The 25,703-nt window shown below is 65.8% G+C and carries 27 protein-coding genes and 2 pseudogenes; 22 read left to right on the top strand and 7 right to left on the bottom strand.

Going from position 1 to position 25,703, the window contains the following annotated elements; genetic code table 11:
• Positions 1–40: 40 nt before the first annotated feature.
• Complete coding sequence (gene katE, locus ACTWJ5_RS11905) at positions 41–2,167, bottom strand: catalase HPII (RefSeq protein ID WP_444438667.1); 2,127 nt, start codon at positions 2,165–2,167, stop codon at positions 41–43.
• A 183-nt stretch (positions 2,168–2,350) separates the two neighbouring features.
• On the opposite strand from katE, the gene ACTWJ5_RS11900 reads away from it, so the two are divergent.
• Genes ACTWJ5_RS11900 through ACTWJ5_RS11885 form a run of 4 tightly spaced genes read left to right on the top strand, consistent with a single transcriptional unit; the run spans position 2,351 to position 5,383 of the window.
• Positions 2,351–3,376 carry a hypothetical protein gene (locus ACTWJ5_RS11900; protein ID WP_064583389.1) on the top strand — a complete coding sequence of 342 codons (1,026 nt, stop codon included), beginning with the start codon at positions 2,351–2,353 and terminating at the stop codon, positions 3,374–3,376.
• Entirely contained in the window at positions 3,373–4,134 is a 762-nt protein-coding gene (locus ACTWJ5_RS11895; RefSeq protein ID WP_444438665.1) for a PIG-L deacetylase family protein, read from the top strand. Before ACTWJ5_RS11900 ends, ACTWJ5_RS11895 begins: the two co-directional genes overlap by 4 nt.
• On the top strand, positions 4,131–4,715 hold the full coding sequence (locus ACTWJ5_RS11890) for a methyltransferase domain-containing protein (RefSeq protein ID WP_444438663.1): 585 nt from the start codon (positions 4,131–4,133) through the stop codon (positions 4,713–4,715). The genes ACTWJ5_RS11895 and ACTWJ5_RS11890 overlap by 4 nt, the downstream gene beginning before the upstream one ends.
• Positions 4,712–5,383, top strand: a complete 672-nt coding sequence (locus ACTWJ5_RS11885) for a glycosyltransferase (protein ID WP_444438661.1) — start codon at positions 4,712–4,714, stop codon at positions 5,381–5,383. Before ACTWJ5_RS11890 ends, ACTWJ5_RS11885 begins: the two co-directional genes overlap by 4 nt.
• A gap of 55 nt (positions 5,384–5,438) precedes the next feature.
• Here ACTWJ5_RS11885 and ACTWJ5_RS11880 read toward each other — a convergent pair whose 3' ends face one another.
• On the bottom strand, positions 5,439–5,582 hold the full coding sequence (locus ACTWJ5_RS11880; RefSeq protein ID WP_444438659.1) for a PSPA7_2676 family Cys-rich small protein: 144 nt from the start codon (positions 5,580–5,582) through the stop codon (positions 5,439–5,441).
• Between the two features lie 53 nt (positions 5,583–5,635).
• Positions 5,636–5,878, bottom strand: coding sequence for a hypothetical protein (locus ACTWJ5_RS11875; RefSeq protein ID WP_009619767.1), 243 nt, complete (start codon positions 5,876–5,878; stop codon positions 5,636–5,638).
• A 175-nt stretch (positions 5,879–6,053) separates the two neighbouring features.
• On the opposite strand from ACTWJ5_RS11875, the gene ACTWJ5_RS11870 reads away from it, so the two are divergent.
• The 4 genes and pseudogenes from ACTWJ5_RS11870 (at position 6,054) to ACTWJ5_RS11855 (ending at position 8,212) form a co-directional block, all read left to right on the top strand.
• Entirely contained in the window at positions 6,054–6,227 is a 174-nt protein-coding gene (locus ACTWJ5_RS11870) for a hypothetical protein (protein WP_444438657.1), read from the top strand.
• A gap of 385 nt (positions 6,228–6,612) precedes the next feature.
• A complete protein-coding gene (locus tag ACTWJ5_RS11865; RefSeq protein WP_444438655.1) occupies positions 6,613–7,269 on the top strand; it encodes a phosphoribosyltransferase in 657 nt (218 codons plus the stop codon).
• A gap of 148 nt (positions 7,270–7,417) precedes the next feature.
• Positions 7,418–7,567: pseudogene (locus tag ACTWJ5_RS11860) on the top strand (general stress protein); the annotation flags it as partial.
• Between the two features lie 471 nt (positions 7,568–8,038).
• On the top strand, positions 8,039–8,212 hold the full coding sequence (locus tag ACTWJ5_RS11855; protein ID WP_444438653.1) for a hypothetical protein: 174 nt from the start codon (positions 8,039–8,041) through the stop codon (positions 8,210–8,212).
• 81 nt (positions 8,213–8,293) lie between these two features.
• On the opposite strand, the gene ACTWJ5_RS11850 is transcribed toward ACTWJ5_RS11855, so the two are convergent.
• Both ACTWJ5_RS11850 and ACTWJ5_RS11845 read right to left on the bottom strand, forming a co-directional pair.
• Positions 8,294–9,841 carry an FAD-dependent oxidoreductase gene (locus ACTWJ5_RS11850; RefSeq protein WP_444438651.1) on the bottom strand — a complete coding sequence of 516 codons (1,548 nt, stop codon included), beginning with the start codon at positions 9,839–9,841 and terminating at the stop codon, positions 8,294–8,296.
• 132 nt (positions 9,842–9,973) lie between these two features.
• Positions 9,974–10,429: an NAD(P)-dependent oxidoreductase gene (locus tag ACTWJ5_RS11845; RefSeq protein ID WP_444438649.1), complete on the bottom strand. Its 456-nt coding sequence runs from the start codon at positions 10,427–10,429 to the stop codon at positions 9,974–9,976.
• A 247-nt stretch (positions 10,430–10,676) separates the two neighbouring features.
• Here ACTWJ5_RS11845 and ACTWJ5_RS11840 point away from each other — a divergent pair, with 247 nt between their 5' ends.
• From ACTWJ5_RS11840 to ACTWJ5_RS11780, 13 genes and pseudogenes are all read left to right on the top strand, one after another.
• Positions 10,677–11,078, top strand: a complete 402-nt coding sequence (locus ACTWJ5_RS11840; RefSeq protein ID WP_069865663.1) for a Fur family transcriptional regulator — start codon at positions 10,677–10,679, stop codon at positions 11,076–11,078.
• A gap of 45 nt (positions 11,079–11,123) precedes the next feature.
• A pseudogene (gene zigA / locus ACTWJ5_RS11835) lies at positions 11,124–12,342 on the top strand (zinc metallochaperone GTPase ZigA).
• A 232-nt stretch (positions 12,343–12,574) separates the two neighbouring features.
• A complete protein-coding gene (locus tag ACTWJ5_RS11830) occupies positions 12,575–13,693 on the top strand; it encodes a CobW family GTP-binding protein (protein ID WP_444438647.1) in 1,119 nt (372 codons plus the stop codon).
• Positions 13,690–15,105, top strand: a complete 1,416-nt coding sequence (gene cysS / locus ACTWJ5_RS11825) for a cysteine--tRNA ligase (RefSeq protein WP_444438645.1) — start codon at positions 13,690–13,692, stop codon at positions 15,103–15,105. Before ACTWJ5_RS11830 ends, cysS begins: the two co-directional genes overlap by 4 nt.
• Positions 15,102–15,377, top strand: coding sequence for a membrane protein insertion efficiency factor YidD (gene yidD, locus ACTWJ5_RS11820; protein WP_444438643.1), 276 nt, complete (start codon positions 15,102–15,104; stop codon positions 15,375–15,377). Before cysS ends, yidD begins: the two co-directional genes overlap by 4 nt.
• A complete protein-coding gene (locus ACTWJ5_RS11815; protein ID WP_444439716.1) occupies positions 15,346–15,513 on the top strand; it encodes a hypothetical protein in 168 nt (55 codons plus the stop codon). Before yidD ends, ACTWJ5_RS11815 begins: the two co-directional genes overlap by 32 nt.
• Complete coding sequence (locus tag ACTWJ5_RS11810; RefSeq protein WP_444438641.1) at positions 15,506–16,627, top strand: NAD(P)-binding domain-containing protein; 1,122 nt, start codon at positions 15,506–15,508, stop codon at positions 16,625–16,627. The genes ACTWJ5_RS11815 and ACTWJ5_RS11810 overlap by 8 nt, the downstream gene beginning before the upstream one ends.
• Complete coding sequence (locus tag ACTWJ5_RS11805; protein WP_064583424.1) at positions 16,621–17,637, top strand: arsenic resistance protein; 1,017 nt, start codon at positions 16,621–16,623, stop codon at positions 17,635–17,637. The genes ACTWJ5_RS11810 and ACTWJ5_RS11805 overlap by 7 nt, the downstream gene beginning before the upstream one ends.
• Before the next feature lie 7 nt (positions 17,638–17,644).
• The gene (locus tag ACTWJ5_RS11800; RefSeq protein ID WP_064583425.1) at positions 17,645–18,205 is read left to right on the top strand and encodes a gamma carbonic anhydrase family protein; all 561 of its coding nucleotides are present in this window, start codon (positions 17,645–17,647) and stop codon (positions 18,203–18,205) included.
• Positions 18,206–18,208: 3 nt separating this feature from the next.
• Entirely contained in the window at positions 18,209–20,236 is a 2,028-nt protein-coding gene (thrS, locus tag ACTWJ5_RS11795; RefSeq protein WP_444438638.1) for a threonine--tRNA ligase, read from the top strand.
• A complete protein-coding gene (locus ACTWJ5_RS11790) occupies positions 20,233–21,594 on the top strand; it encodes a dihydroorotase (protein WP_444438637.1) in 1,362 nt (453 codons plus the stop codon). Before thrS ends, ACTWJ5_RS11790 begins: the two co-directional genes overlap by 4 nt.
• Positions 21,595–21,625: 31 nt before the next feature.
• Positions 21,626–22,126, top strand: a complete 501-nt coding sequence (gene hisI / locus ACTWJ5_RS11785; RefSeq protein WP_069865676.1) for a phosphoribosyl-AMP cyclohydrolase — start codon at positions 21,626–21,628, stop codon at positions 22,124–22,126.
• A gap of 187 nt (positions 22,127–22,313) precedes the next feature.
• The gene (locus ACTWJ5_RS11780) at positions 22,314–22,805 is read left to right on the top strand and encodes a hypothetical protein (protein ID WP_444438635.1); all 492 of its coding nucleotides are present in this window, start codon (positions 22,314–22,316) and stop codon (positions 22,803–22,805) included.
• A 378-nt stretch (positions 22,806–23,183) separates the two neighbouring features.
• On the opposite strand, the gene ACTWJ5_RS11775 is transcribed toward ACTWJ5_RS11780, so the two are convergent.
• Together ACTWJ5_RS11775 and ACTWJ5_RS11770 are read right to left on the bottom strand one after the other, a co-directional pair.
• The gene (locus ACTWJ5_RS11775) at positions 23,184–23,468 is read right to left on the bottom strand and encodes a GNAT family N-acetyltransferase (protein ID WP_009623398.1); all 285 of its coding nucleotides are present in this window, start codon (positions 23,466–23,468) and stop codon (positions 23,184–23,186) included.
• A 22-nt stretch (positions 23,469–23,490) separates the two neighbouring features.
• Positions 23,491–24,765: a hypothetical protein gene (locus ACTWJ5_RS11770; RefSeq protein WP_074980686.1), complete on the bottom strand. Its 1,275-nt coding sequence runs from the start codon at positions 24,763–24,765 to the stop codon at positions 23,491–23,493.
• A 225-nt stretch (positions 24,766–24,990) separates the two neighbouring features.
• On the opposite strand from ACTWJ5_RS11770, the gene ACTWJ5_RS11765 reads away from it, so the two are divergent.
• Positions 24,991–25,680: a crotonase/enoyl-CoA hydratase family protein gene (locus tag ACTWJ5_RS11765; RefSeq protein WP_253390179.1), complete on the top strand. Its 690-nt coding sequence runs from the start codon at positions 24,991–24,993 to the stop codon at positions 25,678–25,680.
• Positions 25,681–25,703 lie beyond the last annotated feature (23 nt).

Raw genomic sequence — 25,703 nt, 5'->3', positions numbered from 1 at the left:
TCCTACGTCCGTGCCTTCTGGCCGTAGGAGCGTCCCCACGTCACGCCGGCACCGCCCCCACCTGCGCCTCCCTCGCCCAGATACGATGCTGCAGCAATGCGTTCTTCAACCCAGCGAACACATCCCCCGCCGCCGTCCCCATCACCAGGCCATCATCCGGCTGCAGCCCCAACTGCCCCGGCAACGCCTGCGCATCGCCGCTGAAGGCCAGCGGCTTGAGGTGCTTGTAGGCCTCCAGCAGGTAATGCAGACCACGGCCGTCCCCGCCAAGCGTGACCGCCACCCCGCCCGGCACGTAGACCGCGTCGAAGGCCACCGAGGGCAGGCCGTCCCAGGTGCCCTGGGGCGCCAGGCTGGTGCCGCTGTCGGTCTTGACCGGCGCCGCCGTGGGGCCGATCAGCTTGGCGCTGGCGCCCTCCGCGCCCAGGGCCTGGAGCATGTCGCCTATCTCGCTTTCGCTGGCACCGTCGGCCACCAGGATCGCCACCTTGCGCGAACGGATGTCGCCGGCCAGCAGGTTCGCCTGGCTCAGCGCCGGCGATGGCTGCGGAGCCGGGTTCTGCGGAGCCTCCGCCGTGACCTGCACGCCGATCTGCGCGGCCACCCGCGCGGCCAACTGGGCGTCGATGTTCATCAGCACCTCGTTGACCTCGCGCTCGCGGATCGCCTGGCGCTCCACCTTGCCCAGCTCGAAGGCGTAAGCGGCCACCACGTGATTCTGCTCGGCCTCGCTCAGGCTGTGCCAGAACAGCGCGGCCTGGCTGAAGTGGTCGGCGAAGGACGCCGCGCGTTCGCGCACCTTGCTGCCGGTCATCGGCTCGTGGTAGCTGACGAAGCCGCCCTGGCGCGCCGCCGGCGGGGTTTCCCGGGGCCAGCCGGCGTCGATGGAGTTGGGCTCGTAGGAGGCCCGCCCGCGGTGCAGGCTGTGCTGGTGGTAGGCGTCGCGCTGGTTGTTGTGGAACGGGCACAGCGGCTGGTTGATCGGGATCTGGTTGAAGTTCGGCCCGCCCAGGCGCAGCAGCTGGGTGTCGGTGTAGGAGAACAGCCGGCCCTGCAGCAGCGGGTCGTTGCTGAAATCGATGCCCGGCACTATGTGGCCGACGTGGAAGGCCACCTGCTCGGTCTCGGCGAAGAAGTTGTCCGGGTTGCGGTCCAGCACCATGCGCCCGAGCAGCTGCACCGGCACCTGTTCCTCGGGCACTAGCTTGGTGGCGTCGAGCAGGTCGAAGTCGAACTTGTCCTGATCGTCCTCGGCGATCACCTGCACGCCCAGCTCCCATTCCGGGTAGTCGCCCTTCTCGATGTCCTCCCAGAGCGTGCGGCGGTTGAAGTCCGGGTCCTTGCCGGCGAGCTTCTGCGCCTCGTCCCAGACCAGCGAGCAGGTGCCGGACTTCGGCCGCCAGTGGAACTTCACCAGGTGGCTCTCGCCGTTGGCGTTGACCAGGCGGAAGGTATGCACGCCGAAGCCCTGCATGTTGCGGAAGGCGATGGGGATGGCGCGGTCGGACATCAACCACATGACCATGTGCGCCGACTCCGGCTGCAGCGAGACGAAGTCCCAGAAGGTGTCGTGGGCCGAGGCGCCGGTGGGGATCTCGTTGTGCGGCTCGGGCTTCACCGCGTGGACGAAGTCGGGGAACTTGATCGCGTCCTGGATGAAGAACACCGGCATGTTGTTGCCTACCAGATCGAAGTTGCCCTCCTCGGTGTAGAACTTCACCGCGAAGCCGCGCACGTCGCGCACGGTGTCGGCCGAGCCGCGCGGGCCCTGCACGGTGGAGAAGCGCACGAACACCGGGGTGCGCTTGCCGGCCTTGCCCAGGAACGCCGCCTTGGTCAGCGCGCTGCAGTCCTCGTAGGCCTCGAAATAGCCGTGGGCCGCCGAGCCGCGGGCATGCACCACGCGCTCGGGGATGCGCTCGTGGTCGAAGTGGGTGATCTTCTCGCGCAGGATGAAATCTTCGAGCAGCGAGGGGCCGCGCGGGCCGGCGCGGAGGCTGTTCTGGTTGTCGGCGATGCGCGTGCCGGTATTGGTGGTCAGGGCCTGCCCGGTGGCGTCCTCGCGGTAGCGCTCCAACTGCTCCAGCTTCTCGTTGACGTTGCCGCGGTCGGTGGTCTGGGTCCCCGCCAGTTGGCTCTGCTTGCCGGACTCTTTGTTCTGCGTCATCTGTCCATCTCCTGATCAGGTGGGCGGCGCCCATGGGCGCGCTGGCTCTTGGTTGGGGGCGGGCGCGGCGGCGGAGTTCAGGCTTTTTTCCCCGGCGGTAGGCCGGCGGCGCGTTCGGCGTTCGGTTTGAACCTCCGGCCTTGCCCGGCAGTCGGCTGGGAAACGACCTTCGCCGGAGCCGCCATGTCCCACGACCTGCCCACCGGCCTGCTGCAGGCCCTCGCCGACTTCGAACTCCCCCGCGACCTCAGCCGCCAGCCCGACACGCTGGGCCGGCGCCTGCGCGAGCTGTGCGCCGCCGGCCTCGACCAGTTGCCCCGCCCCGGCAGCGGCCGCACCCTGCAGCGCTGGCAGGCGCTGGCCACGGTGGCCGGCGCCGACCTGTCGCTGCTCAAGCTGTACGAAGGCCACACCGATGCCTTGGCGATCCTCGCCGAGCTGGCCCCCGAAGTGCCGCGGCGCCCCGGCGTCTGGGCGGTGTGGGCCGCCGACCCGCCAAGTCAACGGGTACGCATCGAGGCGCGCCGGGGCGACGAGGTGCGCATCAGCGGGGTCAAGCCCTGGTGCTCCGGCGCCGCCCAGGTGGACCAGGCGCTGCTCAGCGTCCGGGACGAGAACCAGCGCCCGCAACTGGTGGCGGTGAGCCTCAGGCAGCCGGGCGTGCAGGTCGCCGAGGGCGGCTGGAACGCGGTGGGCATGGCCGCCACCGCCAGCGTCGAGGTCAGCTTCGAGGCAGCCGGGGCGCGTTGCGTGGGCGGGCCGCTGGCCTACCTGGAACGCCCGGGCTTCTGGCACGGCGCGGCGGGCATCGCCGCCTGCTGGTACGGCGCGGCCAGCCGCCTGGCCAGTTACCTGCACCACGGCCACACCGACGACCCGCACGCCATGGCCCACCTGGGCGCGGTGGACGCCGCCCTGGCCGGCGCCGCCGGCGCGCTGCGCGAATGCGCCGGCTGGATCGACGACAACCCCGACGCCTGCGCCGAACTCGGCGCCCGGCGCGTGCGGGCCCAGGTCGAGGGCGCCGTGGAGGCGGTGCAATGGCACGTCGGCCGCGCCCTGGGCGCCACGCCCTTCTGCCGCGACCAGCATTTCGCCCAGTTGGCCGCCGACCTGCCGGTGTTCCTGCGCCAGAGCCACGGCGAGCGCGACCTGGCCTTCCTCGGCCTGCGCCTGGCCGCCCAGGCCGCCGAGGCCTGGGCGCTATGAGCGCGGCGCAGGACCCGATAGCCGCGGCCGGCGCCGGCACCGACCCGCAGGCCTGGCGCGCCTGCCGGGCGCTGCGGCGCTTGCCGCGGATCACCCCGCAGACGCTGCTGGGCGACGGGCGCCTGGTGCTGGTGGCGCCGCACCCCGACGACGAGGTGCTCGGCTGCGGCGGCCTGCTCGCCAGCCTGGGCGACTGGGCCGGCGAGCTGCTGCTGGTGTCGGTCACCGATGGCGAGGCCAGCCACCCCGGCTCGTCCCGCTGGACGCGCGAACGCCTGCGCGAAGTGCGCCCGCAAGAGAGCCGCGAGGCCCTCGCCCGCCTCGGCCTGGACCTGTCGCGCCTGCACTGGCGGCGCCTGGGCATGGCCGACGGCCAAGTCGCTGCGGCCCCCCTCGACACCGCCCTGCGCGGCCTGCTGCGCCCCGGCGACAGGCTGCTCAGCACCTGGCGCCGCGACGGCCACCCGGACCACGAGCAGGTCGGCCTGGCCTGCGCGGCGGCAGCCGCTACTTCCGGTGCGCGCCATTTCGAAGTGCCGATCTGGGCCTGGCACTGGGCCGCCCCCGGCGACCCGCACCTGCCCTGGGCGCGGGCCCGGCGCCTGGACCTGGACGCGCGCGCCCGGGGGCGCAAGCGCCGGGCCATCGCCGCCCATGCCAGCCAGCTGCAAGCGGACCCCACCCGCGGCGCCGGCCCCATCCTCGGCCCGCACCTGCTGGAAACCCTCAGCCAACCCTTCGAGGTGTACTTCCTGTGAGCCTGCCCGCCAGCCATTTCGAGGCGCTGTACGCCGACGATCCCGACCCCTGGGCCTTCCGCACCCGCTGGTACGAACGGCGCAAGCGCGCGCTGCTGCTGGCCTGCCTGCCGCGCCCGCGCTTCGCCCGCGGCTTCGAGCCGGCCTGCGCCAACGGCGAACTGAGCATCGAACTGGCCCAGCGCTGCGACGAACTGCTGTGCAGCGACCCCAGCGCCACTGCCGTGAGCCTGGCACGCCAGCGCCTGGCCAGTTGCGAGCACGCCCGCGTGCGCCAGGGCGGCCTGCCCCAGGACTGGCCCGCCGGCCGTTTCGACCTGGTGGTGCTCAGCGAGCTGGGCTACTACCTCGATGCGGAGTCCTGGCGCCTGGCCTGCGAACGCGCCGCCGCCAGCCTGGAGCGCGGCGCCGCGCTGGCGGCCTGCCACTGGCGCCATCCGATCCAGGGCTGCGAACTGGCCGGCGACTCCGTCCATGCCCTGCTCGCCGAGGCCATGGGCACGCCGGCGCGGGTCTGCCACCTGGAACCGGACTTCCGCCTGGAGCTGTGGTTCGACGGCAACGCCGGGGCCGCCCCGTGATCGGCGTGCTGGTGCCGGCGCACAACGAGGAACAGCGCCTGCGTGGCTGCCTGTTGTCACTGCTGGAAGCGGCGCGCCACCCGGCCCTGAACGGCGAGCCGGTAGCCGTGCTGGCAGTGCTCGACAGCTGCACCGACGGCAGCGCGGCCATCGCCGCCGAACTGGGCGTGGCGGTGCTGCCGGTGAGCGCACGCAACGTCGGCCAGGCCCGCCGCGCCGGCGCCCAGCACCTGCTGGGCCTAGGCGCGCGCTGGCTGGCCTGCACCGACGCCGACAGCCGCGTCGGCCCCGACTGGCTGGTGCGCCAGCTGGCCTTCGGCGCCGAGGCGGTGTGCGGCACGGTGTGCCTGGACGACTGGTCGGCCCATGCCCCCGAGGTGCGCGCGCGCTACCTGCGCCACTACCAATCCCGCGAGGGCCACCGCCACGTGCACGGCGCCAACCTGGGCATCTGCGCCCTGGCCTATCGCCGCGCCGGCGGCTTCCGCCCACTGCCCTGCGACGAGGACGTGCATCTGGTGCGCGACCTGGAACGCTGCGGCGCGCGCATCGTCTGGACGCACCAGACCTGCGTGACCACCAGCGCCCGCCGCGAATACCGCGCCCACGGCGGTTTCGGCGCCTACCTGGAGAGCCTCGCCGAACTGCCGCTGGCGCAGGGCGAATGAGCCATCGCCGGCGCACCTGCGAGCAGCCGATCGCCCTCTACCAGCGGCCAGGGGCTCAGGGCAGCTCGGCCGTGACGGCGTAGCGGTGCGCGCCGCAGCGCCGGCAGCACTGGTGCAGCAGGCGCTCGTGGCCCACTTCCAGCACCTCCCGGCCTTCCCACTCGCAGCCCCTGAGCAGGCACAACAGGGCTGACTTCATGCCGACGGCTCCCCTGCCCGGGGCGGCTTGCAAGGTTTCATCACGCGCCAGCCTCAGGCCACACCATCCAGGGCGCCGGCCTGCCAGCCGTCGCCGGGGCCGGGTTCGCCCTCGCAGGGCGTCAGCGGGACGATGCGCAGTTCGGTGATGTCCGCCGGGTTGCTGTCCGAATGCAGGCTTTCCAGTTGGAAGCGCGCCTGGTCGGGAGTCAGGTTGCCACTGGGGGCATCCACCTCGTGGGAGCAGGGCTGGCCTTCGAGCTCGTAATGGATGCGAAAGCGCGGGGGCTGCGCCATGGTCGTGTTCCTCCGTGGTGCATGGTCTCCGGCTGACCGGCGCTCCGGGCCAAGGTTCAGCCGCGCTCGCCGACCGGCAGCGCTGGCGCCGCCGGGGCATCGGCCTTGAACTCGGCGCCCGCCACGCTTTCGCACCTGCATGAGCCTTTGCACAGCAGGCCCCGAGGAGGCGCCCATGACCCTCCAGCCACGGCTCGGCGAGGCCCCGCCGAAACTCGACCGCCAGGCCTTCGCCGAACGCTTCCGCGAACGCTTCGCCGACCCGGCCTACCGCGCCGAGGACGCCGCCATCGCGCGCCTGGAGGAACAGGATGGTGTTGAGCCTGCGATACCCATGCTGTTGCGCTGATGGGTATCGCTTCGCTCAACACCATCCTACGAAAAGCCGTGCCTGCTCATGCGCCAGGACGCCGTCCGCGAGTTGAAATCCCACCCCCTGTATAAGAGGAAATTATAACGACGCTTCGCCAGCCAGTTACCGTCATTTCCTGACGTCAGCTTTTCGGCGCGAGCGGGGCCAGCGGCCCCCTGCCCTGCGCTTCCTGCTCTGCCCGCCGCCGCACTGAAAACCTGAACGCCCGCCCCGCTGCCTTCTCAAACCAGAATGAACCACGGGACGAGGTACGCAGCATGTCCTCCTTCACCAGCGAAGCCGGGCGCGAACGCCTTTGCCACGCCGCCGAACCGTTGCCGGAGCCGGACGCGGCAGACACCATCCCCTTCGGAGTCCGACGATGAACGCATTCGACGACCGCCGGCACGCCGGCAAGGCCCTGGCCGAGGCGCTGCGCGAACGGCCCATGCACGACCCCCTGCTGCTGGCCCTGCCCCGCGGCGGCGTGCCGGTGGCCTATGAAATCTCCCTGGCCCTGCAATATCCCCTGGAGCTGCTGCTGGTGCGCAAGATAGGCGCGCCCGGCCACGAGGAATACGCCGTGGGCGCGGTGGTGGAAGGCGACCCGCCCAGGTGGGTGAAGGACGAGGACCTGCTGCGCCAGTTGCGCATGGCGCCCGACTGGTTCGAACGCCGCCTGGCCGAACAGCTGCGGGAAATCGAGCGCCGCCGCGCCCGCTACTGTGGGCAGCAACCGCTGGCGTCACGCCGCGGCCGCGACCTGATTCTGGTGGACGACGGACTGGCCACCGGCAACAGCGTGCGCGCGGCGCTGCAGGCCCTGCGCGAGGACGACCCGCGGCGGATCATCCTCGCCGTGCCCGTGGGGCCGCCGGCCACCGTGGAGAAACTGCGGCCGCTGGTGGACGAGCTGGTGTGCCTGCTGACGCCGGAGGATTTCCACAGCGTCGGCCACTACTACCGGGACTTCCACCAGCTCGACGACCAGGAGGTCATCGACCTGCTCCGCCCCTCGCGGACGCCTTCCGGCGCCTGATCCGACGGTGCTTCAACCACTGGCGAAACTTCTTCGAACCATTGTCCGGCGATGCCTTCCCAGTAACTGTGTGGGCCGACTGGCGGCCCACCCAATGGATGCGATGCATCCGAGGAGCACTTTCATGACTTCCAAAAACACCAACCCCGGCAACTTCGCCAACGATCGCGAAAAAGCCTCCGAGGCAGGGAAGAAAGGCGGTCAGCAAAGCGGCGGCAACTTCGCCAACGACCGTGGGAAAGCCTCCGAAGCCGGCCGCAAGGGCGGGCAGCACAGCCATGGAGGCGGGCGCAGCTAAGCCCTCACCCGGTGGAGCCTTTGGCTCCACCGGGGACCCGGCCGAACCGCGTGCCCGAGCTTTGCGGCGAAAAGCGTTTTGAAGGCAAACAGCACTTTCCAGGCGGTCCATCGCTTCCGCTGGCGCGTCCTGCACGAAACATCCACTACGCCGCGCGCCCTCCCGGGTCATGGCTCATTCCTCCTGAGAGGTTTCGCTCAATGGGCAAGGCCCTGTTCGCGAGCCCGGCACTGTCGACTTTCGCGGCCGTTTCGCCGACGTCCGCTAAGGCTTCCACACTTTCGGCGCCGGCTAGTCATGTTGGCGAAGCCGGTGTCTTAGACCTGCATCCGTGTCTCCCTGGTGGAGCCTCAGGCTGCCCGCCAGGAACTTCCGCACTCGGCGTCCCGCAGCCTCTCTCGATGCGCCTCTGCAGCGTGCTCGGCACCGCTACCCATGAACGCTATAGCCCTCGCCGGTCATGAGGTATTCATGTGCGAAAGCACCGGTGGCGGCTGGGGCAACCCGCACCAGCGCCCGGCTAACGACGTGCTGGAAGGCGTGCTGGACGAATACATCAGCATCGAATCGGCGAAACCGCACTATGGCGTGGTCATCGACCCCGCGACGCTGAAGATCGACGTCGTGGCCCTTCGGGCCCGATAACCAGCCACAGCGGGTCTACAAGACCTCCCCCATCCAGACTCTGCTCCCCCTGGATGGGGGATTTTCATTTCGGGACAACCGTCATGCCGTCCCAGACAAGCTGAGATCCCCAGCAGCAGGGAGACCAATTGGGGTATCGCCCCAGAGTTGGCGGTATACCTGGGCGGTGTCCTGTTCGAAATGGCACAGCTCTTCCTGACGACGGGCCTCGGACCAGCCGAGCCTCGTAGCGGCGATCCGCGAGAGCGCCTCCGCCCTGCCCCGTCCCAGGTCGGGGTCGAGGCCATCGCGCAGGTGGCGGCGGATGAGGTCGGCAATGCGCACCACGTGCTCGCCGGCGATGATCCTGTCGAGGTCGGCGAGGTCGATGGCCTTGCCGGCCAGCAGGCCCTTGGGCGCCCTGCCGCGCTTGCCCAGGCGCGCCTCCACCGCCTTGGCGACCAGCCTGGCGGCGTGCCGGTGCAGCATGATGGTCGAGCTGGTCAGGGTGAGGATGCCCGGCCGTTGCGGCTCCTCGGAAAGGCGCACAGGCAGGCTGGTGGTCCGGCCGTCCAGGCTCGAAGTCGGGCGCACGCCGCACCAGCAGTGGTGGACGTGCTCGCGGCCGAGCTTCAGGTCGGGGAACAGCCGGTTGGCCTCGCCGAGGATGTAGTCGATCTCGGCATCCTGGACGCGCACCTCGTCCGGGTCGTCGGTGAAGACGGTTTCGGTGGGGCCGATGAAGTGGTAGTCCCGCCAGGGGAATACGTAGAAGGGTTCGCTCCTGCTGGAGAACGCTTCCAGCCCCTGCCCCTGGTAGGCGGCCGGCAGGCGGACCATGAGGTTCACTCCCTTGATCCCCAGCACGCGCCGGGCCACATCGCCGCCCGCGCCGTGCACGCGGTCCATCCAGGGCCCGGCGGCGTTGACCACCAGGCGGGCCTTGAGCCGCGCCCGGCCGATGCATTCGGGGGCACGCTCGCGCAGCGTGACCTCCCAGCCCTCCGCGGCCGGGGCTATGTTCTCCACCTCGGCATAGGTGCGAATCCGCGCGCCCCGCCGCTCCGCGTCCAGCGCGATGTCCACGCAGATGCGCTCCGGCCAGGCGTACATGTATTCCTCGAACACGACGACGCCCTTCAGCGTCCCGCCCAGCCCCGCCGCCAGGGCGCTCTCGCTGGCGGCCTGCGCAGGGGGTAGGCGGCGGTAGGCCAAGGCCAGGGGCACCTTCCAGCCGCCCAGGGCCTCCACCAGCCGGAAGCCCATGTCCACCAGCCAGGTCGGGTAGCGGTCGCCCTGCCGGAAGGGATAGTGGAAGCGGTGGCGGGTCAGGTGGCCGGGCATCTCGCGCACCAGCTCGGCCCGGCACTGCATCACGTCGCGCGTGTAGCGCAGCTTCCGGAGCATGTCGAGCGGGCGGAACGGCATCTGCCACAGCGGGTAGCGGGCGGCCAGGTAGCCCAGGCCCGAGTAGAGCATGCGGCTCGAGCGCGACGAGGTGCCGGCGCAGATGTCGCCGCGGTCGACCAGCAGCGTGCTGAAGCCGCGCCCGGCCAGTTGCCGGGCCGCGGTGCAACCCACGGCGCCAGCGCCCACGACGACGACGTCGTAGAGCTCACCTTCGAGCTGTTCCAGCGGGGGGCGATTCATCTGCATACCTCGTTGATTGTCGTTGGACGTCAGGTTGCATCTGATAAAAAAGTGCTGCGCACCTTTGCCGGTGGGCAGCACAAGTGGAGATCGTTAAAGCTCAGCCCGCCGCGCGGCAGGCCGGGCCGGTGTTCACTTGAGCACCCCGAGCCGTTGCGCGCCGTCGCTCAAGGCGACGAACTCGGCGATGTTGCCGACGCTCTGGTCGATCAGCCGCTGCATCGCATCGTTGCTGCTCCAGGCCACGTGCGGCGTGAGGATGAAGATGTCCTGCTCGATCAACTGCAGGATCGGGTTGTCCGGCTGCACCGGCTCGTCCACCAGCACGTCCAGCGCGGCGCCGCCGAGGCGCCCGGCGAGCATCGCCTCGATCAGCGCGGCCTCGTTGACCACGCCGCCGCGGCCGGTGTTGACGATCACCGCGTCGGGCTTCATCCGCGCCAGCTCGGCGGCGCCGACCAGGTCGCGGGTCTCGTCGGTCAGCGGGCAGTTGATCATCAGCACGTCGCTGAGCTGCCGCAGCGTGTCCAGCGGTACGTAGCTGGGCCCGGCGTAGCGACCGCCGCGGTCATGGAAGACCACGTGCATGCCGATGCCCCTGCCCAGTTCGGCCACGCGCTTGCCGATGGGGCCAATAAATTGCTGATTAAAGTTAAGACCGCGTACAAACCGGGCAGCCCTCGGGATCGAAAGCAGGCCATTTCACGATCAGGGTTTCTTATCTATAGGGCGGGTCGATGACCACCAATGATGGACTCAGGGCTGGATTTGAAAAATGTTATGTTATAACGTTACCTTTCTTGAAGTGTCGCAAGACGCAGACAGGAGAGCCTTGATGCGATTGACGCAGAAGCAGCGGCATGTCCTGGAAATGCTGCAGCGCGCAGGTGGCCCGATAGGGGCCTATGCGTTGCTCGCGCAACTGCGCGGCATGGGTTTCAACGCTCCGACGCAGGTGTACCGGGCCTTGGACAAACTGGCGGAGCACGGCTTGGTGCATCACCTGAAGTCACTGAACGCCTACGTGAGCAGTTCCACGTCAGAGCACTCGACGCCCGGGTTATGTGCTTTCGCCATTTGCGACACCTGCGGCCATATCGATGAACTCAACGTTGGTGACATCAGCGGCAACCTGGAACGCTGGATCACGAAGCACGCCTTCTCACTTGGCAGCACCCTCGAAATACGCGGCACGTGCGCCGCCTGTGCAAGCGGCGCATCAACGGGACGCAAGTGAGCGCTCCCGCACGACGATCTCAATATGCTGAGCAGCCTTGAAGCCATGAAAGAGCCTGAACGCAATTCACCGCCCTTCAAAAAACTCCCAGTCACCGTTCTCTCGGGTTTCCTCGGTGCCGGGAAGACCACATTGCTCAACCACATCCTCAACAATCGCGAGGGTCGGCGCGTTGCCGTCATCGTCAACGACATGTCGGAAGTCAACATCGATGCCGATCTGGTGCGGCAAGGCGGCGCCGCCTTATCCCGCACCGACGAAAAGCTGGTGGAGATGAGTAATGGCTGCATCTGCTGCACGCTGCGCGAGGACCTGCTGCTCGAGGTGGATCGATTGGCCCGGGAAGGGAAATTCGACCAGTTGGTGATCGAGTCCACCGGCATCGCCGAGCCTTTGCCGGTGGCCGAGACCTTCACCTTCGAAAGCGAGAGCGGCCACAGCCTGAGCGACGTCGCGCAACTCGACACCATGGTCACGGTGGTCGACGCGTTCAACTTCCTGCGCGACTACGGTTCGCGGGACAGCCTGACCTCCCGCGGCGAGTCCCTGGGCGATGAAGACGAACGCACGGTCGTCGACCTTCTGGTCGACCAGGTCGAATTCTGCGATGTCATCGTGCTCAACAAGATGGACCTGATCGGCGCCGAAGACCGGGACCATCTACTCGCCATTCTGAAAGGGCTCAACCCCAGGGCCCGAATCGAGTTCGCGGAATTCGGCGCCGTCCCCCTGGACCGCGTTCTGCAAACCGGCCTCTTCGATTTTGCGGCCGCCTCGCAGGCCCCTGGCTGGCTACAGGAGTGGCGCGGCACCCACACGCCCGAAACCGAAGAATACGGAATCCACAGCTTCGTCTATCGCGCACGCCGGCCATTCCATCCCCAGCGCTTTTACACGTGGGTGCAAAGCCAATGGCCAGGCGTGGTCCGATCCAAGGGCTACTTCTGGCTGGCCAGCCATCCGCTGCTGGCCGGCTCCTGGTCGCAGGCCGGCGCTGTCGCCCGGCATCCACCGGCAGGTTACTGGTGGGGCGGCCATCCCCCCCGAAAAATGGCCCGAGGATCCGGAGTCACGGGCCATCATCCGCTCGAAATGGGACGAGAACGTAGGCGATGCGCGCCAGGAACTCGTGCTGATCGGCATAGGCATGGACGAGACCGCGCTACGCGCACGATTCGACGCGTGCCTGCTGACGGACCAGGAAATGGCAAAGGGGCCTGACGCCTGGGTGAGCTGGCGAGCGCCATTCGCCGATTGGCCCTGATGCCGCCGCCCTCTTCTCCGGCCGCCCTCGAAGCAGGACGGGACAGCACCCGGTCAGGAATGAGCATGAGCGCTCTACGTTCAGACATCTACATATCCGGAGCCTCGCCTCTCCCGGCCGTGCTTGATCGGGCCGGCATGCAAGGCGGCGAGTCCCCCATCCATGCACCTGAGCCCGCTTATCGAAGCGGCTCAGACGCCCAGGTCTCGCCAGCGCGAAACGGAGCCCGGTCATGAATCAGGAATCCGGCTTGATCCCCATTACCATCCTCAGCGGCTTTCTCGGAAGCGGGAAGACCACGTTGCTCAACCAGTTGGTGCGTCAGCCGGAAATGGCCGACACGCTGGTCATCATCAACGAATTCGGCGAAATGCCGCTGGATCACCTGCTGGTTGCCCACAGTACGGAAAACCTGGTCATGGAGATGTCCAGCGGCTGCCTGTGCTGCACGATACGCGGCGACCTGGTGCAGACACTGCGGGACATCCACTGGCGTTTCTCGCGCAATGGGCAGCGCCAGTTCCGACGCGTCCTGATCGAAACGACCGGCCTGGCGGATCCGGCGCCCATCCTCCACACCCTGATGAGCAATCCCCAGATCGCATCGCGATACCGGCTCGACGGGCTCGTGGCGACCATCGATCTCGCCACGGGCCTCGCTACGCTGGATCGACAGATGGAAGCCGTCAAGCAGGCGGCGATGGCCGATGTCCTGCTGCTCACCAAGGCCGACGTCGCCAGCTCGGAGCAACACGACGCACTCCAGCGGCGGCTGAACGGCATCAACCCGGCGGCCCCTCGCTGGATCGTCCGCAATGGCGAGATCGGCGCCGGGAAGCTGCTGAACCTGGGCCTGTTCTCGAGCGAGCGCAAGACGCCCGATGTGGAGCGCTGGCTCAAGGAGGAAGCGTACAGCAGACCTTCCCTCGTCACAGTGGCGCCCGCCAACCATGCCTTCGTCGTCAGCCCGTCCCGGCACACCGCGCTGCACGCCAGGCCGCAAGACGACGTGAATCGGCACGACGATCACATCAGGGCATTCTGCTTCACGGTGGAAGAGCCATTACCCGAGGATCTTCTCGGCGACTGGCTGGACCTGTTGATGGCCATCGCGGGCGACAACATCCTTCGGGTCAAGGGCATCCTCAACGTCGAGGGCCATGCGAGCCCCATAGTACTGCACGGCGTGCAACACCTGTTTCACCCTCCGGTTCCCCTGCCCACCTGGCCGAGCGAGGACCATCGCTCACGCATCGTATTCATCACCCGCGACGTCGGCCGGGAAACCATCGAAGCCACCTTCGGCTTGTTCCGCCAACTGGCATCGGCGCACCAGGAAGAGAAGACATGACCTCGGCTGTTCGACTCCACGACACCCTGACGCGCCGCAAGCAGGCACTGCGCACAGGCCACCCCGACAGGGTCAGCCTGTATGTTTGCGGGCCTACGGTCTACAACTACGCGCATATCGGCAACGCCCGTCCCGCGGTGGTATTCGATGTCCTTGCGCGAGTGCTGCGCCAGCACTATGCCGAGGTGATCCATGTCCGAAACTTCACTGACGTGGACGACAAGATCAATGCCGCCGCGCAGGCTGAAGGCGTTCCCATCGGCATCATCACCGATCGCTACATCAAGGCCTTCCATGAGGACATGCAGGCGCTGAATGTACTGGCGCCCACCTTCGAGCCCCGCGTCACCGAGCATATTCCCGCCATCGTTGGGCTGGTTCAAAAGCTGATTGACAAAGGCCATGCCTACGTCGCGCAAGACCACGTGCTGTTCCATGTGCCCTCCTACCCGGCCTATGGACAACTCTCCGGGCGCCAGCCAGAGGACATGCTCGCGGGGGCGCGGGTCGAAGTCGCTCCGTACAAGCGCTCGCCGCTGGACTTCGTACTCTGGAAACCCTCCATGGGCAACATGCCGGGGTGGGATAGCCCATGGGGATACGGTCGGCCAGGCTGGCACATCGAGTGCTCCGCCATGATTGGCCAACTGATCGGCGACACCGTCGACATCCACTGTGGCGGCAGGGATCTGATCTTCCCCCATCACGAGAACGAGATCGCCCAGGGCACCTGCGCCCACGGCGAGCTCTACTGCCGCCACTGGGCTCACAACAGCTTCGTTACGGTGAATGGGCAGAAGATGTCCAAGTCGCTAGGCAATGTGCTGCTGGTACGCGACCTGCTGGAGCAGGCGCCGGGCGAAGCGATCCGGCTGGCGCTGCTGTCCTCTCATTACCGGCGGCCGCTGGACTGGAACGCACAGCGTCTCCAGGCTGCGAAGCAGACCTTGACGCGCTATTACCAAAGCCTGGCAAAGGTCGAACAGGTACCCGTCCTGCCGCGAACCGAAATAGATCCCGAGGTACTGGAAGCGTTGCGCAATGATCTCAACATCCCAGGCGCATTGGGGCGATTACACGTTTTGTTGAAACAGCTCGATGACGGGGACACTCCGGCCCGGCAGGCGCATGCCAAGTCACTGCTGCTGGCCTCTGCCGGACTGATGGGATTGCTGCAACAGGAGCCTCATGCGGCCCTGGCAACGCTATGTCCGGCAACGCCGGCAGCCGTCAGATCCTATCTCAATAACAGCAGGCTCAAGGCCTTGCTGGAGCAACGTGAACAGGCACGTCGACGCCGCGATTTCGCCCAGGCAGATGATCTGCGCAAAGAACTGGAAAGTCTGGGCTTCAGGGTCGAGGACAGCCCTGCAGGATCAAAGTTACGTCCAGTCGCCAAGGAGCAGTCATGAAGCGCTGCCCCGCCAGAGTACTGGTGCTGCTGGTACGCGGCTACCAACTGCTCATCAGCCCATTGCTCGGTCCACGCTGCCGCTTCCAGCCCAGCTGTTCGCAATATGCCATTGAGGCGCTGCGAACCCATGGCGCGCTCAAGGGCTCATGGCTCACCTTGATGCGTATAGGACGCTGTCACCCACTGCACCCCGGCGGGTACGACCCAGTACCCCCAGATCCAGCGAGGAGAACAGCCAATGCTGATCCCACCGCTGGCGATCAGCCATGAATGGTACGCGCCCACCCTCCTCGGGCGCCTCAAGCACGGCGAGTACCCAGCCAATCCACAGCCCGGAAACAAGCGCACGCAACAAATGCCTGGAACCAATGCGGATTCCCGTTTTAAAGGAGGTGCCCATGCGTAGCCTTGACGTTGTGATTGTGGGGGCAGGTCCGGCCGGCATCGGTATGGCGTTGACCTTGGACAAACTGCCAACGCTTCGTTATGGCGTACTCGAAGGTACCCGCATTGGGGAGTCTCTCCGTCGCTGGCCACAGCAGACACGCTTTATCACCCCGTCCTTCCATAGCAATCCGTTCGGACTGACCGATCTCAATGCCGTCAACGAAACCAGCTCACCCGCCATCGTCACCGGATCCGAACACCCGAGCGGCGAACAGTACGCTCACTATCTGACTTTCATCGCCCAAGAACATGAACTTCCCATCATGGAGGATTGCAAGGTATTGCGGGTCATGCCCGCTCCGGAGGGCGGATTCGTCCTTTCTACCGCACAGGGTGAATTGCACAGCCGTTTCGTGGTCTGGGCGACAGGTGAGTACCAGTTTCCCGATCTGGCTCCATTCCCAGGTGCACAATGGTGTCCTCACTATGCGCAAGTCTCCAGTTGGGCAGACTTCGACGCGCCGCGCTACACGGTGATTGGGGGGTATGAGAGTGGCGTCGACGCTGCGGTGCAACTGGTTCGACTAGGCCGCACAGTGCGCCTGTTGGCCCGCAAGTCCACCTGGGAGCCTGACAGTTCCTACGACCCCAGCCTGTCACTGTCACCCTATACCCGTGGCCGACTTCGCCAGGCGATGAGTACGGAACGCCTGGAGATTGTGTTCGGGGTGGATGTACTGGCTATCACACAGGAAGCTGAGAACCGCTACCGCATCCATGCGGGTGACGGCCGATACTGGGATGAGGAGCACGCGCCCATTCTTGGTACAGGTTTCCTCAAGGGCGGCGGAGCCCGGCAGATAACCGAGCTCTGGGACTGGGACGAGGAAGACCGGCTCGTACTGAGCGAACTGGACGAATCCATCCGCACGCCCGGGCTGTTCCTGGTCGGCCCGCAGGTACGTCATGACCCGCTCATCTACTGCTTCATCTACAAATTCCGCCAACGTTTCGCTCTGATCGCCGGCCACATAGCTGAACGTCTGGACATCGACACCTCTGCCTTGCACGCAGGCGACGGGGCTTGGGGACCGTTCGGCAACAGTGACTGCTGCGAGAGCTGCCAATGCTGAGCTCATTGCCCGCGCAACGGCTGCCCGGCCTAGCCGTGACCTCCTTGCTGCTGATAGCCGGTATCACGCTGGGAGCACTGCTTGGCCACTTCCTTCCGGTTAGCGGGCAATGGCTGGAGGAACGTGTGGACCCCACCTTGCTCGTGCTGGTCGGCCTGTTGTTCTTCGGGGTGCGCTTCAGCGCACTCGTACAGGCCTTAGGCAACCTGCGCTTCCTCGGCATCGCACTGGCGACCAACTTCCTGCTGGTGCCCTGGATCGGCTATGGCGTGGCCTCGATCTTCCTCGCCGACCATCCACTGATCATGATCGGGCTAGTCATTTACTTCATGTCGCCCTGTACCGATTGGTTTCTCGGCTTCACCCGCTTATCCGGCGGCAACGTGGCGCTCGGCACTGCGCTGATCCCACTCAACATGGTAGTGCAGTTACTGCTGTATCCGCTGTACCTGCAGTGGTTCACCCACAACACCGTACAGGTTGAAGCCGACGTGATCGGCAGCACGCTGCTGCAATGGTTTTTGCAGCCTCTAGTGGCCGCGGTGCTCGCCCATCAGGGGCTGCGTCGATTGCTGGGTGCAGTCCGTTTCGAGCGTTTGCTGCATGGCGTGGATCAGGGCACCCCGTGGGTGATCGCGCTACTGGTACTGGAGATCTTTGCCGGGAACATCCCGGTGATCCTGGAACACCGCGCCGTCTTCGCCTGGGTGCTGTTGGCGGTCTTCGTGTTCTTCGCGCTGACCTTCCTGCTTGGCGAGGGCATCAGCCGGCTATGCCATCTGCGCTACCCGGAGCACGCCTTGCTGACGATGACCATTGCTGCACGCAATGCGCCGTTGATGCTGGCCGTAACCATGGCCGCGCTGCCGGGCCAACCCTTGATCTATGCCGCGATGGTGATCGGCATGCTGGTCGAATTCCCTCATCTGACGGCACTACGGCGCTTGCTGCTGGGGGCGCGTCATCGGTTTCCACAATCGAGCACAACAACTGCCAGTACCAATACGTGAGCCTTCAATGATCCGAAAGAACCCCCGCGGCGACCTGCCGCAAATCCACCCCAGTGCATTCGTCGACCCGACTGCCATCCTCTGCGGCCTGGTGGTGGTCGAGGAAAACGTCTTCATCGGTCCATACGCGGTCATCCGCGCCGATGAAATGGATGCCAATGGGCACATCGACCCCATCGTGATCGGCGCCCATTCCAACATCCAGGACGGAGTGGTCATCCACTCCAAGTCCGGTGCACCGGTCAGCATCGGAGAGCGCACGTCGATCGCCCATCGCGCCATCGTGCATGGCCCCTGCCAGGTAGGTAACGGCGTGTTCATCGGCTTCAACAGCGTGCTGTTCAACTGCACCGTGGAGGACGGCTGTGTGGTTCGCTACAACGCGGTCGTCGACGGCGTGCATTTGCCGGCGGGGTTCTATGTCCGCTCGACAGAACGTATCGGCCCGGAAACCGATCTCGCTGCCCTGCCCCAGGTCCCCGCCGACGCCAGCGAATTCTCCGAAGACGTAGCCCGCACCAACAACGAACTGGTGCTCGGCTACAAGCACATCCAGAACGAGTTCTGAAACATGGCCACTCTCGCGCCCAATCACCCCGTGAACGTCACGCTGCCCGACGGTTCGCAGCGCCGGTTCGATCATCCCGTCAGCGTCGCCACGGTTGCGGCGGCCATAGGTTCCGGCCTGGCCAGGAACACCCTGGCCGGCAAAGTGAACGGACGACTGCTGGACGCCTGCGACCAGATCGACCGGGACGCGACGTTGCAGATCATCACACCGAAGGATCCTGAAGGCGTCGAAATCATCCGGCACTCCTGTGCCCACCTGCTTGGCCACGCGGTTAAGCAGTTGTACCCGGGCGCCCGGATGGTCATCGGCCCGGTGATAGAGGATGGCTTCTACTATGACATCGCCTACGAGCGCCCCTTCACCCCCGAAGACCTGGCCGCCATCGAGCGGCGCATGCGCGAGCTGATCGCCCGCGACTACGATGTCGTGAAACACATGATGCCGCGTGATGAGGCGATCCGGCTGTTCAGGGCGCGTGGGGAGGATTACAAGCTCCGGCTGATCGAGGACATGCCGGAGGTCGCACGGATGGGCATGTACTTCCATGAGGAGTACGTGGACATGTGCCGCGGCCCGCACGTTCCCAACACACGATTCCTGAAACACTTCAGACTGACCAGGCTTTCCGGCGCCTACTGGCGTGGCGATGCGAAGAACGAGCAACTCCAGCGCATCTACGGAACAGCCTGGCCCGACAAGAAGGACCTCGAAGGCTATCTGCAACGGATTGAGGAGGCGGAGCGGCGTGATCACCGCAAGATCGGCCGTGAGCTCGACCTGTTCCATTTCCAGGAGGCTGCGCCGGGAGCGGTCTTCTGGCATCCGCGCGGCTGGACGCTGTTCCAGTCGCTGATCGACTACATGCGGCGCCGCCAGCAGGACGCCGGCTATGTCGAGGTCAACTCGCCCGACGTGATGGATCGCAGCCTGTGGGAAGTCTCGGGCCACTGGCACAACTATCGCGACCACATGTTCACCACCCAGACCGAAGATGGCCGCGCGCTGGCGCTCAAGCCCATGAGCTGCCCCGGCAGCGTGCTGCTCTACCGGCACGGCCTGAAAAGCTATCGCGACCTCCCGATCCGCATGGCCGAGTTCGGCAAGGTGCATCGATACGAGCCTTCCGGGTCGCTGCACGGCCTGCTGCGTGTGCGCCACTTCACCCAGGACGACGCGCACATCTACTGTACCCCGGAGCAGATGGACGAAGAGTGCCGGGCAGTGGTCGCCCTGGTCCTGGACATCTACCGCCAGTTCGGCTTCGACGACGTGCGCATCAAGCTCTCCACCCGCCCGGAAAACCGCATGGGCAGCGAGGCCACCTGGGACCTGCTGGAAAATGCACTGGTACGGGCCCTGGAAGGCATGGGGCTGAGCTACCGGCTCAACCCCGGCGAGGGCGCCTTCTACGGTCCCAAGCTCGAATTCGTCTTGAGGGACGCCATTGGTCGCGATTGGCAGTGCGGGACCCTGCAGGTGGACATGAACCTGCCCGAGCGCTTCGGCATCGAATACATCGACGACGCGGGGCAGCGAAAGCGTCCGGTCATGTTGCACCGGGCGCTGTTCGGTTCGCTCGAACGCTTCACCGGGATTCTCATCGAGCACCATGCCGGCAAGCTGCCCGCCTGGTTGGCGCCGGTGCAGACCATGGTGCTGTCGATCACCGAGGCGCATGCGGCCTACGCCAGCGACGTGGCGCAACTGCTGCGCGGAGCGGGCATTCGCGCGGCGGCCGACATACGCAACGAGAAGATCGGCTACAAGATCCGCGAGCAGAGCCTGCAACGCATCCCCTTCCTGCTGGTCGTCGGCACCAAGGAAGCCGCCGCGGGCAGCGTAGCCGTCCGCAGCCAGGACGGCACGGAAATCGGCGTACTCGCCCTGGACGAACTGCTCGCCTTCCTCCGGGAACACACCGATGCGCCGGATGTGGCAGGACGACAGACGATGCAGGCCACACTGTTGCAGCGTTTGACCGCTCCGTCCTCCCCGCGGACGAACGCTCCCATGGAAGAGACGGCATGACAGACGCACTGCACAAGCACCTGGAGCTTCGCCATGCGGAGCTGCTCGTACAGGGGGGAATCATCATGACCCCCTATGGTGCCGAACGTATCGACATCGCCTGCGCCGGCGGACGGATCATCGCCCTGGGCGACCTGGCCGGCTTCTGGAGCGCCTGGGACAGGCTCGACGCCAAGGGGCTGATGGTCCTGCCTGGCGTCATCGACAGCCAGGTGCACTTTCGCGAGCCAGGACTGACGCACAAGGAAACCTTCAAGGCCGGTACCCGAGGAGCCGTTCTGGGTGGCGTGACGGCGGTCTTCGAAATGCCGAACACCCAACCCCTCACCCTGAGCGCCGCCGATATCCAGGCAAAGCTGGATATCGCCCGAGGCCGTGCCTGGTGCGACCATGCGTTCTACATCGGCGGCTCGGCCGTGAATGCCGAGTGCTTGGCCGCGCTGGAGAACCTTCCCGGCTGCGCGGGCGTCAAGGTCTTCATGGGGAGCTCGTTCGGCGATCTGCTGGCGGACGACGAAGAGGTGCTGCGTCGAATACTGGGCAACGGTCGCCGTCGCCTGGCGGTGCATGCCGAGGACGAAGCCCGGCTGCGCGAGCGCAAGGAAATAGCCAGCGAGACGGGCGACGTTCGGCAGCACCCCAACTGGCGTGACGTGCAGAGCGCCCTGCTGGCGACCCAGCGTATCGTCCGCCTGGCTGCCGAAGCCAAGCGCCGGCTGCATGTGCTGCATGTTTCCACGGCAGAGGAAATGGCATTCCTGGCCGAACACAAGCGCCGGGTTACCGTGGAGGTGACGCCGCATCATCTGTCGATGGAGGCACCCGAGTGCTACGAGCGGTTGGGCAGCCTGGCGCAGATGAACCCGCCGATACGCGAACGCCGCCACCAGGAGGCGCTCTGGAAAGCCATTCGCGACGGCGTCGTCGACGTGGTCGGTAGCGACCACGCCCCCCATACACTGGAGGAGAAGGCCCTTCCCTATCCCCAGTCACCCAGCGGCATGACGGGCGTCCAGACCTTGCTGCCGCTGCTCCTGGATCACGTGCATGCAGGCCGCCTGAGCCTGCAGCGGCTGATCGACCTCACCAGCGCGGGCCCGGCACGCATCTTCGGGATCGAAGGCAAGGGACGCATCGCACTGGGCTACGACGCCGACCTGACGATCATCGATCTGGTCGCCCAGCGCACCATCCGCAACGAATGGATCGCCAGCGTCAGCGGCTGGACGCCATACGACGGCAAGACGGTCACTGGCTGGCCGATCCATACGGTCGTGCGCGGCCAGGTAGTCGTACGCGACGAGGCCCTGACCGACGCGCCACCCATGGGGCGTCCCCTGCAATTCCTGGAAACGTAACCCCCTACCTGAGCCGCCAAGAGATACGAACATGAACAATACGAACCGCCCCGCGGACACCTGCCTGTTCTTCCCGCGCAAGTCCATCGAGCAGGTGGAGGAAGGCACGCAACTGGCCCCCAAGTTCGACGAGCATGCCCTGATCGCCTGCATCACGACGGACGCAAGCAGCGGCGAGGTACTCATGCTGGGCTACATGAACGAAGATGCGCTGGAAAGAACCATACGCACCGGAGAAGCCCATTACTGGAGCCGATCGCGACAGTGCCTCTGGCACAAGGGCGCCACCAGCGGCCTGGTGCAGAACGTGGTGGAAATGCGCATCGACGACGACCAGGACGCCATCTGGCTGAGCGTGCAGGTGGCCGGTTCCGGAGCGAGCTGCCACGTGGGGTATCGATCCTGCTTTTATCGGCGGGTGCCGGTCGGCGCGGAGCGAGCCAGCACACAGGAACTGCTTTTCACCGAGACGGAAAAAACCTTCAGGCCGGAAGCCATATACGGCGACGCGCCTAACCCGACGATCCTCTGAGCCCTGTAAGCCAGGGAGACCTGGTAACCGAAACGCTTACCGCCTCGGCCGCCGCCGAGATTCTCCAGCCCTCCTCCCCTGTGTCTCGGCCGAGAACATTCGGCTGGAGGCACAGGGGGACTGGCAGTCATTTCACCACCTTCACCGGACCATGGTCGTCGCAATGATCGCCATGCGGATGGTGCAAATGTCCATCCACCAGATAGTCCACGTGATCGCCGTGGGGCACAGCCTCGTGACCACAGCCCGGACCGTGGACATGCCCTGCCGGATGGCCGCCACATTGATGTTGGGGCGTACAGCGCTCAGGATTCTGGTCGTTCACCTCCAGGAGGTGCTCATCGACATGGCCGGCATGGACATGGTGCAAATGGCCATCGTGCAGGTAGTCGACATGGCCATCATGCTCGATGGCGGTATGACCACAGCCGGGCTGGTGCTGGTGGTCATGATGAGGATGTTGCTTGCAAGTGCTCATGGCTTTCTCCCGACAAGACTTCAGCAGAAGCAGAATAGTTGCGGGAAGAAGTGCAGTCGAAAATTAGGGATCAGCGGCTTTCGTCCAAACGGTTCCAGCCTATGTCTTCAAGCCACTATGGCAGAGCACCCCAAGCAGTGTCTGGCACGACATCTTTTGCATAGTCTCCAAACGCTGCTGCCAGAGGCAACTGTAGCCTGACTCAATACGCCTACCACAACCTTGGCCTCGGCATGACCAACTCCATCGCTGCAGTGGAGGAAGGCTTTGACCGCATCGACTCCAGGCCAACCGGGATGCTAGTACCTGCTCCAAGAGCAGATGGGTAGGAAACATCAAAGTACGCTGTTGGCATCACGGGACAAGAAATGACGGTTCTGCGTAGCTCTTTATCCGTGGCGGTCTATGGTCCTAATCTGCGGTTACTACACGTAAAAGATGATCATTTTTTTAGCACTGGACTTTGTGTGGGTAAAAGTGTGGAAAAAGTACGGATAGAAAAATCTAACCCATATATATCAATAACTTACAAAAACAAAAAGCCGGGCAATGCCCGGCGTTTTCATTGGTGCTGGCGGCTCAGGCCATGCGGTCGGCGTGGCGCGGATGGCGCTCCAGGTAGCGCTCGACGTAGGAGCAGGAGGGAATCACGCTGTAGCCCTTGCGCTCGGCGTACTGCAGCGCGTGCTCGGTGAGCGCCGCGGCGATGCCGCGGCCGCGCAGGCTGTCGGGCACGAAGGTGCGGTAGATGTCCAGCGTCTGCTTGCCCAGATCCATATAGGCCAGGTAGGCACGATGACCGTCCACCGTCGTGACGAACTGGTGGCTGGACTCATCATGATGGATGGACAACGACTCACTCACTTGCACTCTCCTCTTGCGCGTCTCACAACTCGACGCGCACCTGATTGATCTTGTTCAGGCGGAGGTTCATCTCGGCCGAGCCCGTCCCCATGAGGACCGTGATATAGACTCGGCCGTTCTCCACCTTGTGCAGTACACCCTGATAATAGGCACCATCGAAGGTGATGAACTGCAGGCGCTTGCCGGTGTACTGGGCAAGGCTGTCGATACTGACGAAGCCATATTGCTGCGTTCTCTTCTCCGACTCAACCGTTTCTTCGGCTGAAATCTTCTGCGTGGCCGAATCGGCGGTGACCTTGTGCTTCAGCGGGTCGACCCAAGCGAAGCCGATCGGGTTCACCGCCTGCTGGTTCACCAGTACCACCGGGCGCAGCATGCCGACCACGTCCTTGGCCTCGAAGAACTGCAGCCCGCTCCAGGTCATGCCCTCGCTGGGGTTGAGTTCCAGGCGCAGCGACTGCGGGTCGGCCAGGTAGCGGGCATAGGCGTCGAGCAGCGGCTGGTCCAGCGCCACGCGCTGGCTGCGCATGGCCTTGTCGAACTGCGCCAGGGCCTGCTTGAGGTACTCCTCGCGCTTGACGCCCAAGCGCGCGGCGCAGAACTCCTGGACCTTGCGCTGGTACTGGTTGTCGTCCAGCTCGACGGTCACCTGGGACACCCGCGGCGGGTTCACGCGCATGTCGCCGGGGCGTTCGGAGACGTTGCTCAGGGACATGCCGACGCGGGTGTCGAGCATGCCGCGGGCGTCCGAACGCAGGTTGAAGGTCAACTTCTGCGCGCCGGGTTCGAACAGGTACGAGAACTCGATGTCCGATTCCAGGGTGCGGTAGCCCATCTGGAGCAGCTCGTCGGAGCCGATGTTGCGGATGTTGCCGCAGGCCACCTCGCTCATGGCGGTGAACACACTGCTCTCCGCCGGCTGCTGGTACAGCGCCTGCATGAACGGGCCGTGCACTTGCAGCTCGACGCCGGTGAGTTCCATGGCCATCTGCTTGGGCAGCTTGCCCTCGGCCAGGCGCTCCTTGAAGCTCAGCAGCTCGCGCAGGCCGTTGAACCTGAGCTGGGCATGGGCCACCTTCAGACTGTCGCGGGCGGCCGGCACACGGATCTCCACGTTCTTCAGGCCGACGCGGCCGTCGAAGGAAGAGGAAATCCCGCCGTAGGTGATCTCCACCATCGGCGACAGGCGCGCCACGGCGTCGTCGACAATGCTGCGCACGGACAGCCACAGCGACACCTTGATGATGAGCGCGACGGCCACGATGCCGAGCAGGCCCCACTTGAGCAGTTTCGACATTCGGAAGGACTTCCCTGTAAGCGGATTGATACGGACGACGGTGCTGGCAGCTTAACAGCACGGCCTGCGCGCCTCCACGTACACCCCGCGAAATTCACCGGCTCGCCCATCGGAGAGTGAAGTCTGTCGCAAAACCGCGGTGACCGGCCGGTCGGACACAGCGCTTTACGGTCGCCGTGGTCGCCAGTATGTTCTGCGCCACGCCCCTTTTCCGGATGTCCTGCCATGAGTGAACTGATCAGCTATCAACTCGACGACGGCGTCGCCACCCTGACCCTCGCCAACGGCAAGGTGAATGCCATCTCCCCCGCCGTGATCGAGGCCTTCAACCAGGCGCTGGACCGTGCCGAGCAGGACCGCGCGGTGGTGATCCTCACCGGCCAGCCGGGCATCCTCTCCGGCGGCTACGACCTCAAGGTGATGACCTCCGGCCCGGAGAACGCCGTGGCCCTGGTGGCCGCCGGCTCGACCCTGGCCCGGCGCATGCTGGCCCACCCCTTCCCGATCATCGTCGCCTGCCCCGGCCACGCCGTGGCCAAGGGTGCCTTCCTGCTGCTCTCGGCGGACTACCGCATCGGCGTCGACGGCCCCTTCCAGATCGGCCTGAACGAAGTGGCCATCGGCATGACCATGCACCACGTGGGCATCGAGCTGGCCCGCGACCGCCTACGCAAGTCGGCCTTCAACCGTTCGGTGATCAACGCCGAGATGTTCGCCCCGCAGGAGGCCATGGCCGCCGGCTTCCTGGACAAGGTGGTGAGCGCCGAGGAACTGCTGGACACCGCCCGCGCCGCCGCACAACAGTTGAAGAAGCTGAACATGACCGCGCACCGCAACACCAAGCTGAAGGTGCGCCGGCAACTGCTGGAAACCCTGGACCAGGCCATCGAGAAGGACAAGCAGCACCTGGCCTGAGGTGCTCCTACGCCGCCCCACCC

Origin of the sequence: Pseudomonas sp. A6 (genome assembly GCF_052367875.1) — a bacterium.
Lineage (GTDB): Bacteria > Pseudomonadota > Gammaproteobacteria > Pseudomonadales > Pseudomonadaceae > Pseudomonas > Pseudomonas citronellolis.
The sequence above is the reverse complement of the archived record's forward strand: the minus strand, read 5'-3'. Positions and strand labels throughout refer to the sequence as shown.

Coding starts and splice junctions, on each gene's coding strand:
- yidD (WP_444438643.1), top strand. CDS start 15,102: ATGAAGCGCTGCCCCGCCAGAGTACTGGTGCTGCTGGTACGCGGCTAC.
- ACTWJ5_RS11900 (WP_064583389.1), top strand. CDS start 2,351: ATGTCCCACGACCTGCCCACCGGCCTGCTGCAGGCCCTCGCCGACTTC.
- ACTWJ5_RS11790 (WP_444438637.1), top strand. CDS start 20,233: ATGACAGACGCACTGCACAAGCACCTGGAGCTTCGCCATGCGGAGCTG.
- ACTWJ5_RS11880 (WP_444438659.1), bottom strand. CDS start 5,582: ATGAAGTCAGCCCTGTTGTGCCTGCTCAGGGGCTGCGAGTGGGAAGGC.
- ACTWJ5_RS11770 (WP_074980686.1), bottom strand. CDS start 24,765: ATGTCGAAACTGCTCAAGTGGGGCCTGCTCGGCATCGTGGCCGTCGCG.
- ACTWJ5_RS11870 (WP_444438657.1), top strand. CDS start 6,054: ATGACCCTCCAGCCACGGCTCGGCGAGGCCCCGCCGAAACTCGACCGC.
- ACTWJ5_RS11800 (WP_064583425.1), top strand. CDS start 17,645: ATGATCCGAAAGAACCCCCGCGGCGACCTGCCGCAAATCCACCCCAGT.
- ACTWJ5_RS11845 (WP_444438649.1), bottom strand. CDS start 10,429: ATGCACGTGGTCTTCCATGACCGCGGCGGTCGCTACGCCGGGCCCAGC.
- ACTWJ5_RS11780 (WP_444438635.1), top strand. CDS start 22,314: ATGTCCATCCACCAGATAGTCCACGTGATCGCCGTGGGGCACAGCCTC.
- ACTWJ5_RS11895 (WP_444438665.1), top strand. CDS start 3,373: ATGAGCGCGGCGCAGGACCCGATAGCCGCGGCCGGCGCCGGCACCGAC.
- ACTWJ5_RS11875 (WP_009619767.1), bottom strand. CDS start 5,878: ATGGCGCAGCCCCCGCGCTTTCGCATCCATTACGAGCTCGAAGGCCAG.
- ACTWJ5_RS11810 (WP_444438641.1), top strand. CDS start 15,506: ATGCGTAGCCTTGACGTTGTGATTGTGGGGGCAGGTCCGGCCGGCATC.
- thrS (WP_444438638.1), top strand. CDS start 18,209: ATGGCCACTCTCGCGCCCAATCACCCCGTGAACGTCACGCTGCCCGAC.
- ACTWJ5_RS11855 (WP_444438653.1), top strand. CDS start 8,039: ATGTGCGAAAGCACCGGTGGCGGCTGGGGCAACCCGCACCAGCGCCCG.
- ACTWJ5_RS11765 (WP_253390179.1), top strand. CDS start 24,991: ATGAGTGAACTGATCAGCTATCAACTCGACGACGGCGTCGCCACCCTG.
- ACTWJ5_RS11805 (WP_064583424.1), top strand. CDS start 16,621: ATGCTGAGCTCATTGCCCGCGCAACGGCTGCCCGGCCTAGCCGTGACC.
- ACTWJ5_RS11815 (WP_444439716.1), top strand. CDS start 15,346: ATGCTGATCCCACCGCTGGCGATCAGCCATGAATGGTACGCGCCCACC.
- ACTWJ5_RS11840 (WP_069865663.1), top strand. CDS start 10,677: ATGCGATTGACGCAGAAGCAGCGGCATGTCCTGGAAATGCTGCAGCGC.
- katE (WP_444438667.1), bottom strand. CDS start 2,167: ATGACGCAGAACAAAGAGTCCGGCAAGCAGAGCCAACTGGCGGGGACC.
- cysS (WP_444438645.1), top strand. CDS start 13,690: ATGACCTCGGCTGTTCGACTCCACGACACCCTGACGCGCCGCAAGCAG.
- ACTWJ5_RS11850 (WP_444438651.1), bottom strand. CDS start 9,841: ATGAATCGCCCCCCGCTGGAACAGCTCGAAGGTGAGCTCTACGACGTC.
- ACTWJ5_RS11865 (WP_444438655.1), top strand. CDS start 6,613: ATGAACGCATTCGACGACCGCCGGCACGCCGGCAAGGCCCTGGCCGAG.
- ACTWJ5_RS11830 (WP_444438647.1), top strand. CDS start 12,575: ATGAATCAGGAATCCGGCTTGATCCCCATTACCATCCTCAGCGGCTTT.
- hisI (WP_069865676.1), top strand. CDS start 21,626: ATGAACAATACGAACCGCCCCGCGGACACCTGCCTGTTCTTCCCGCGC.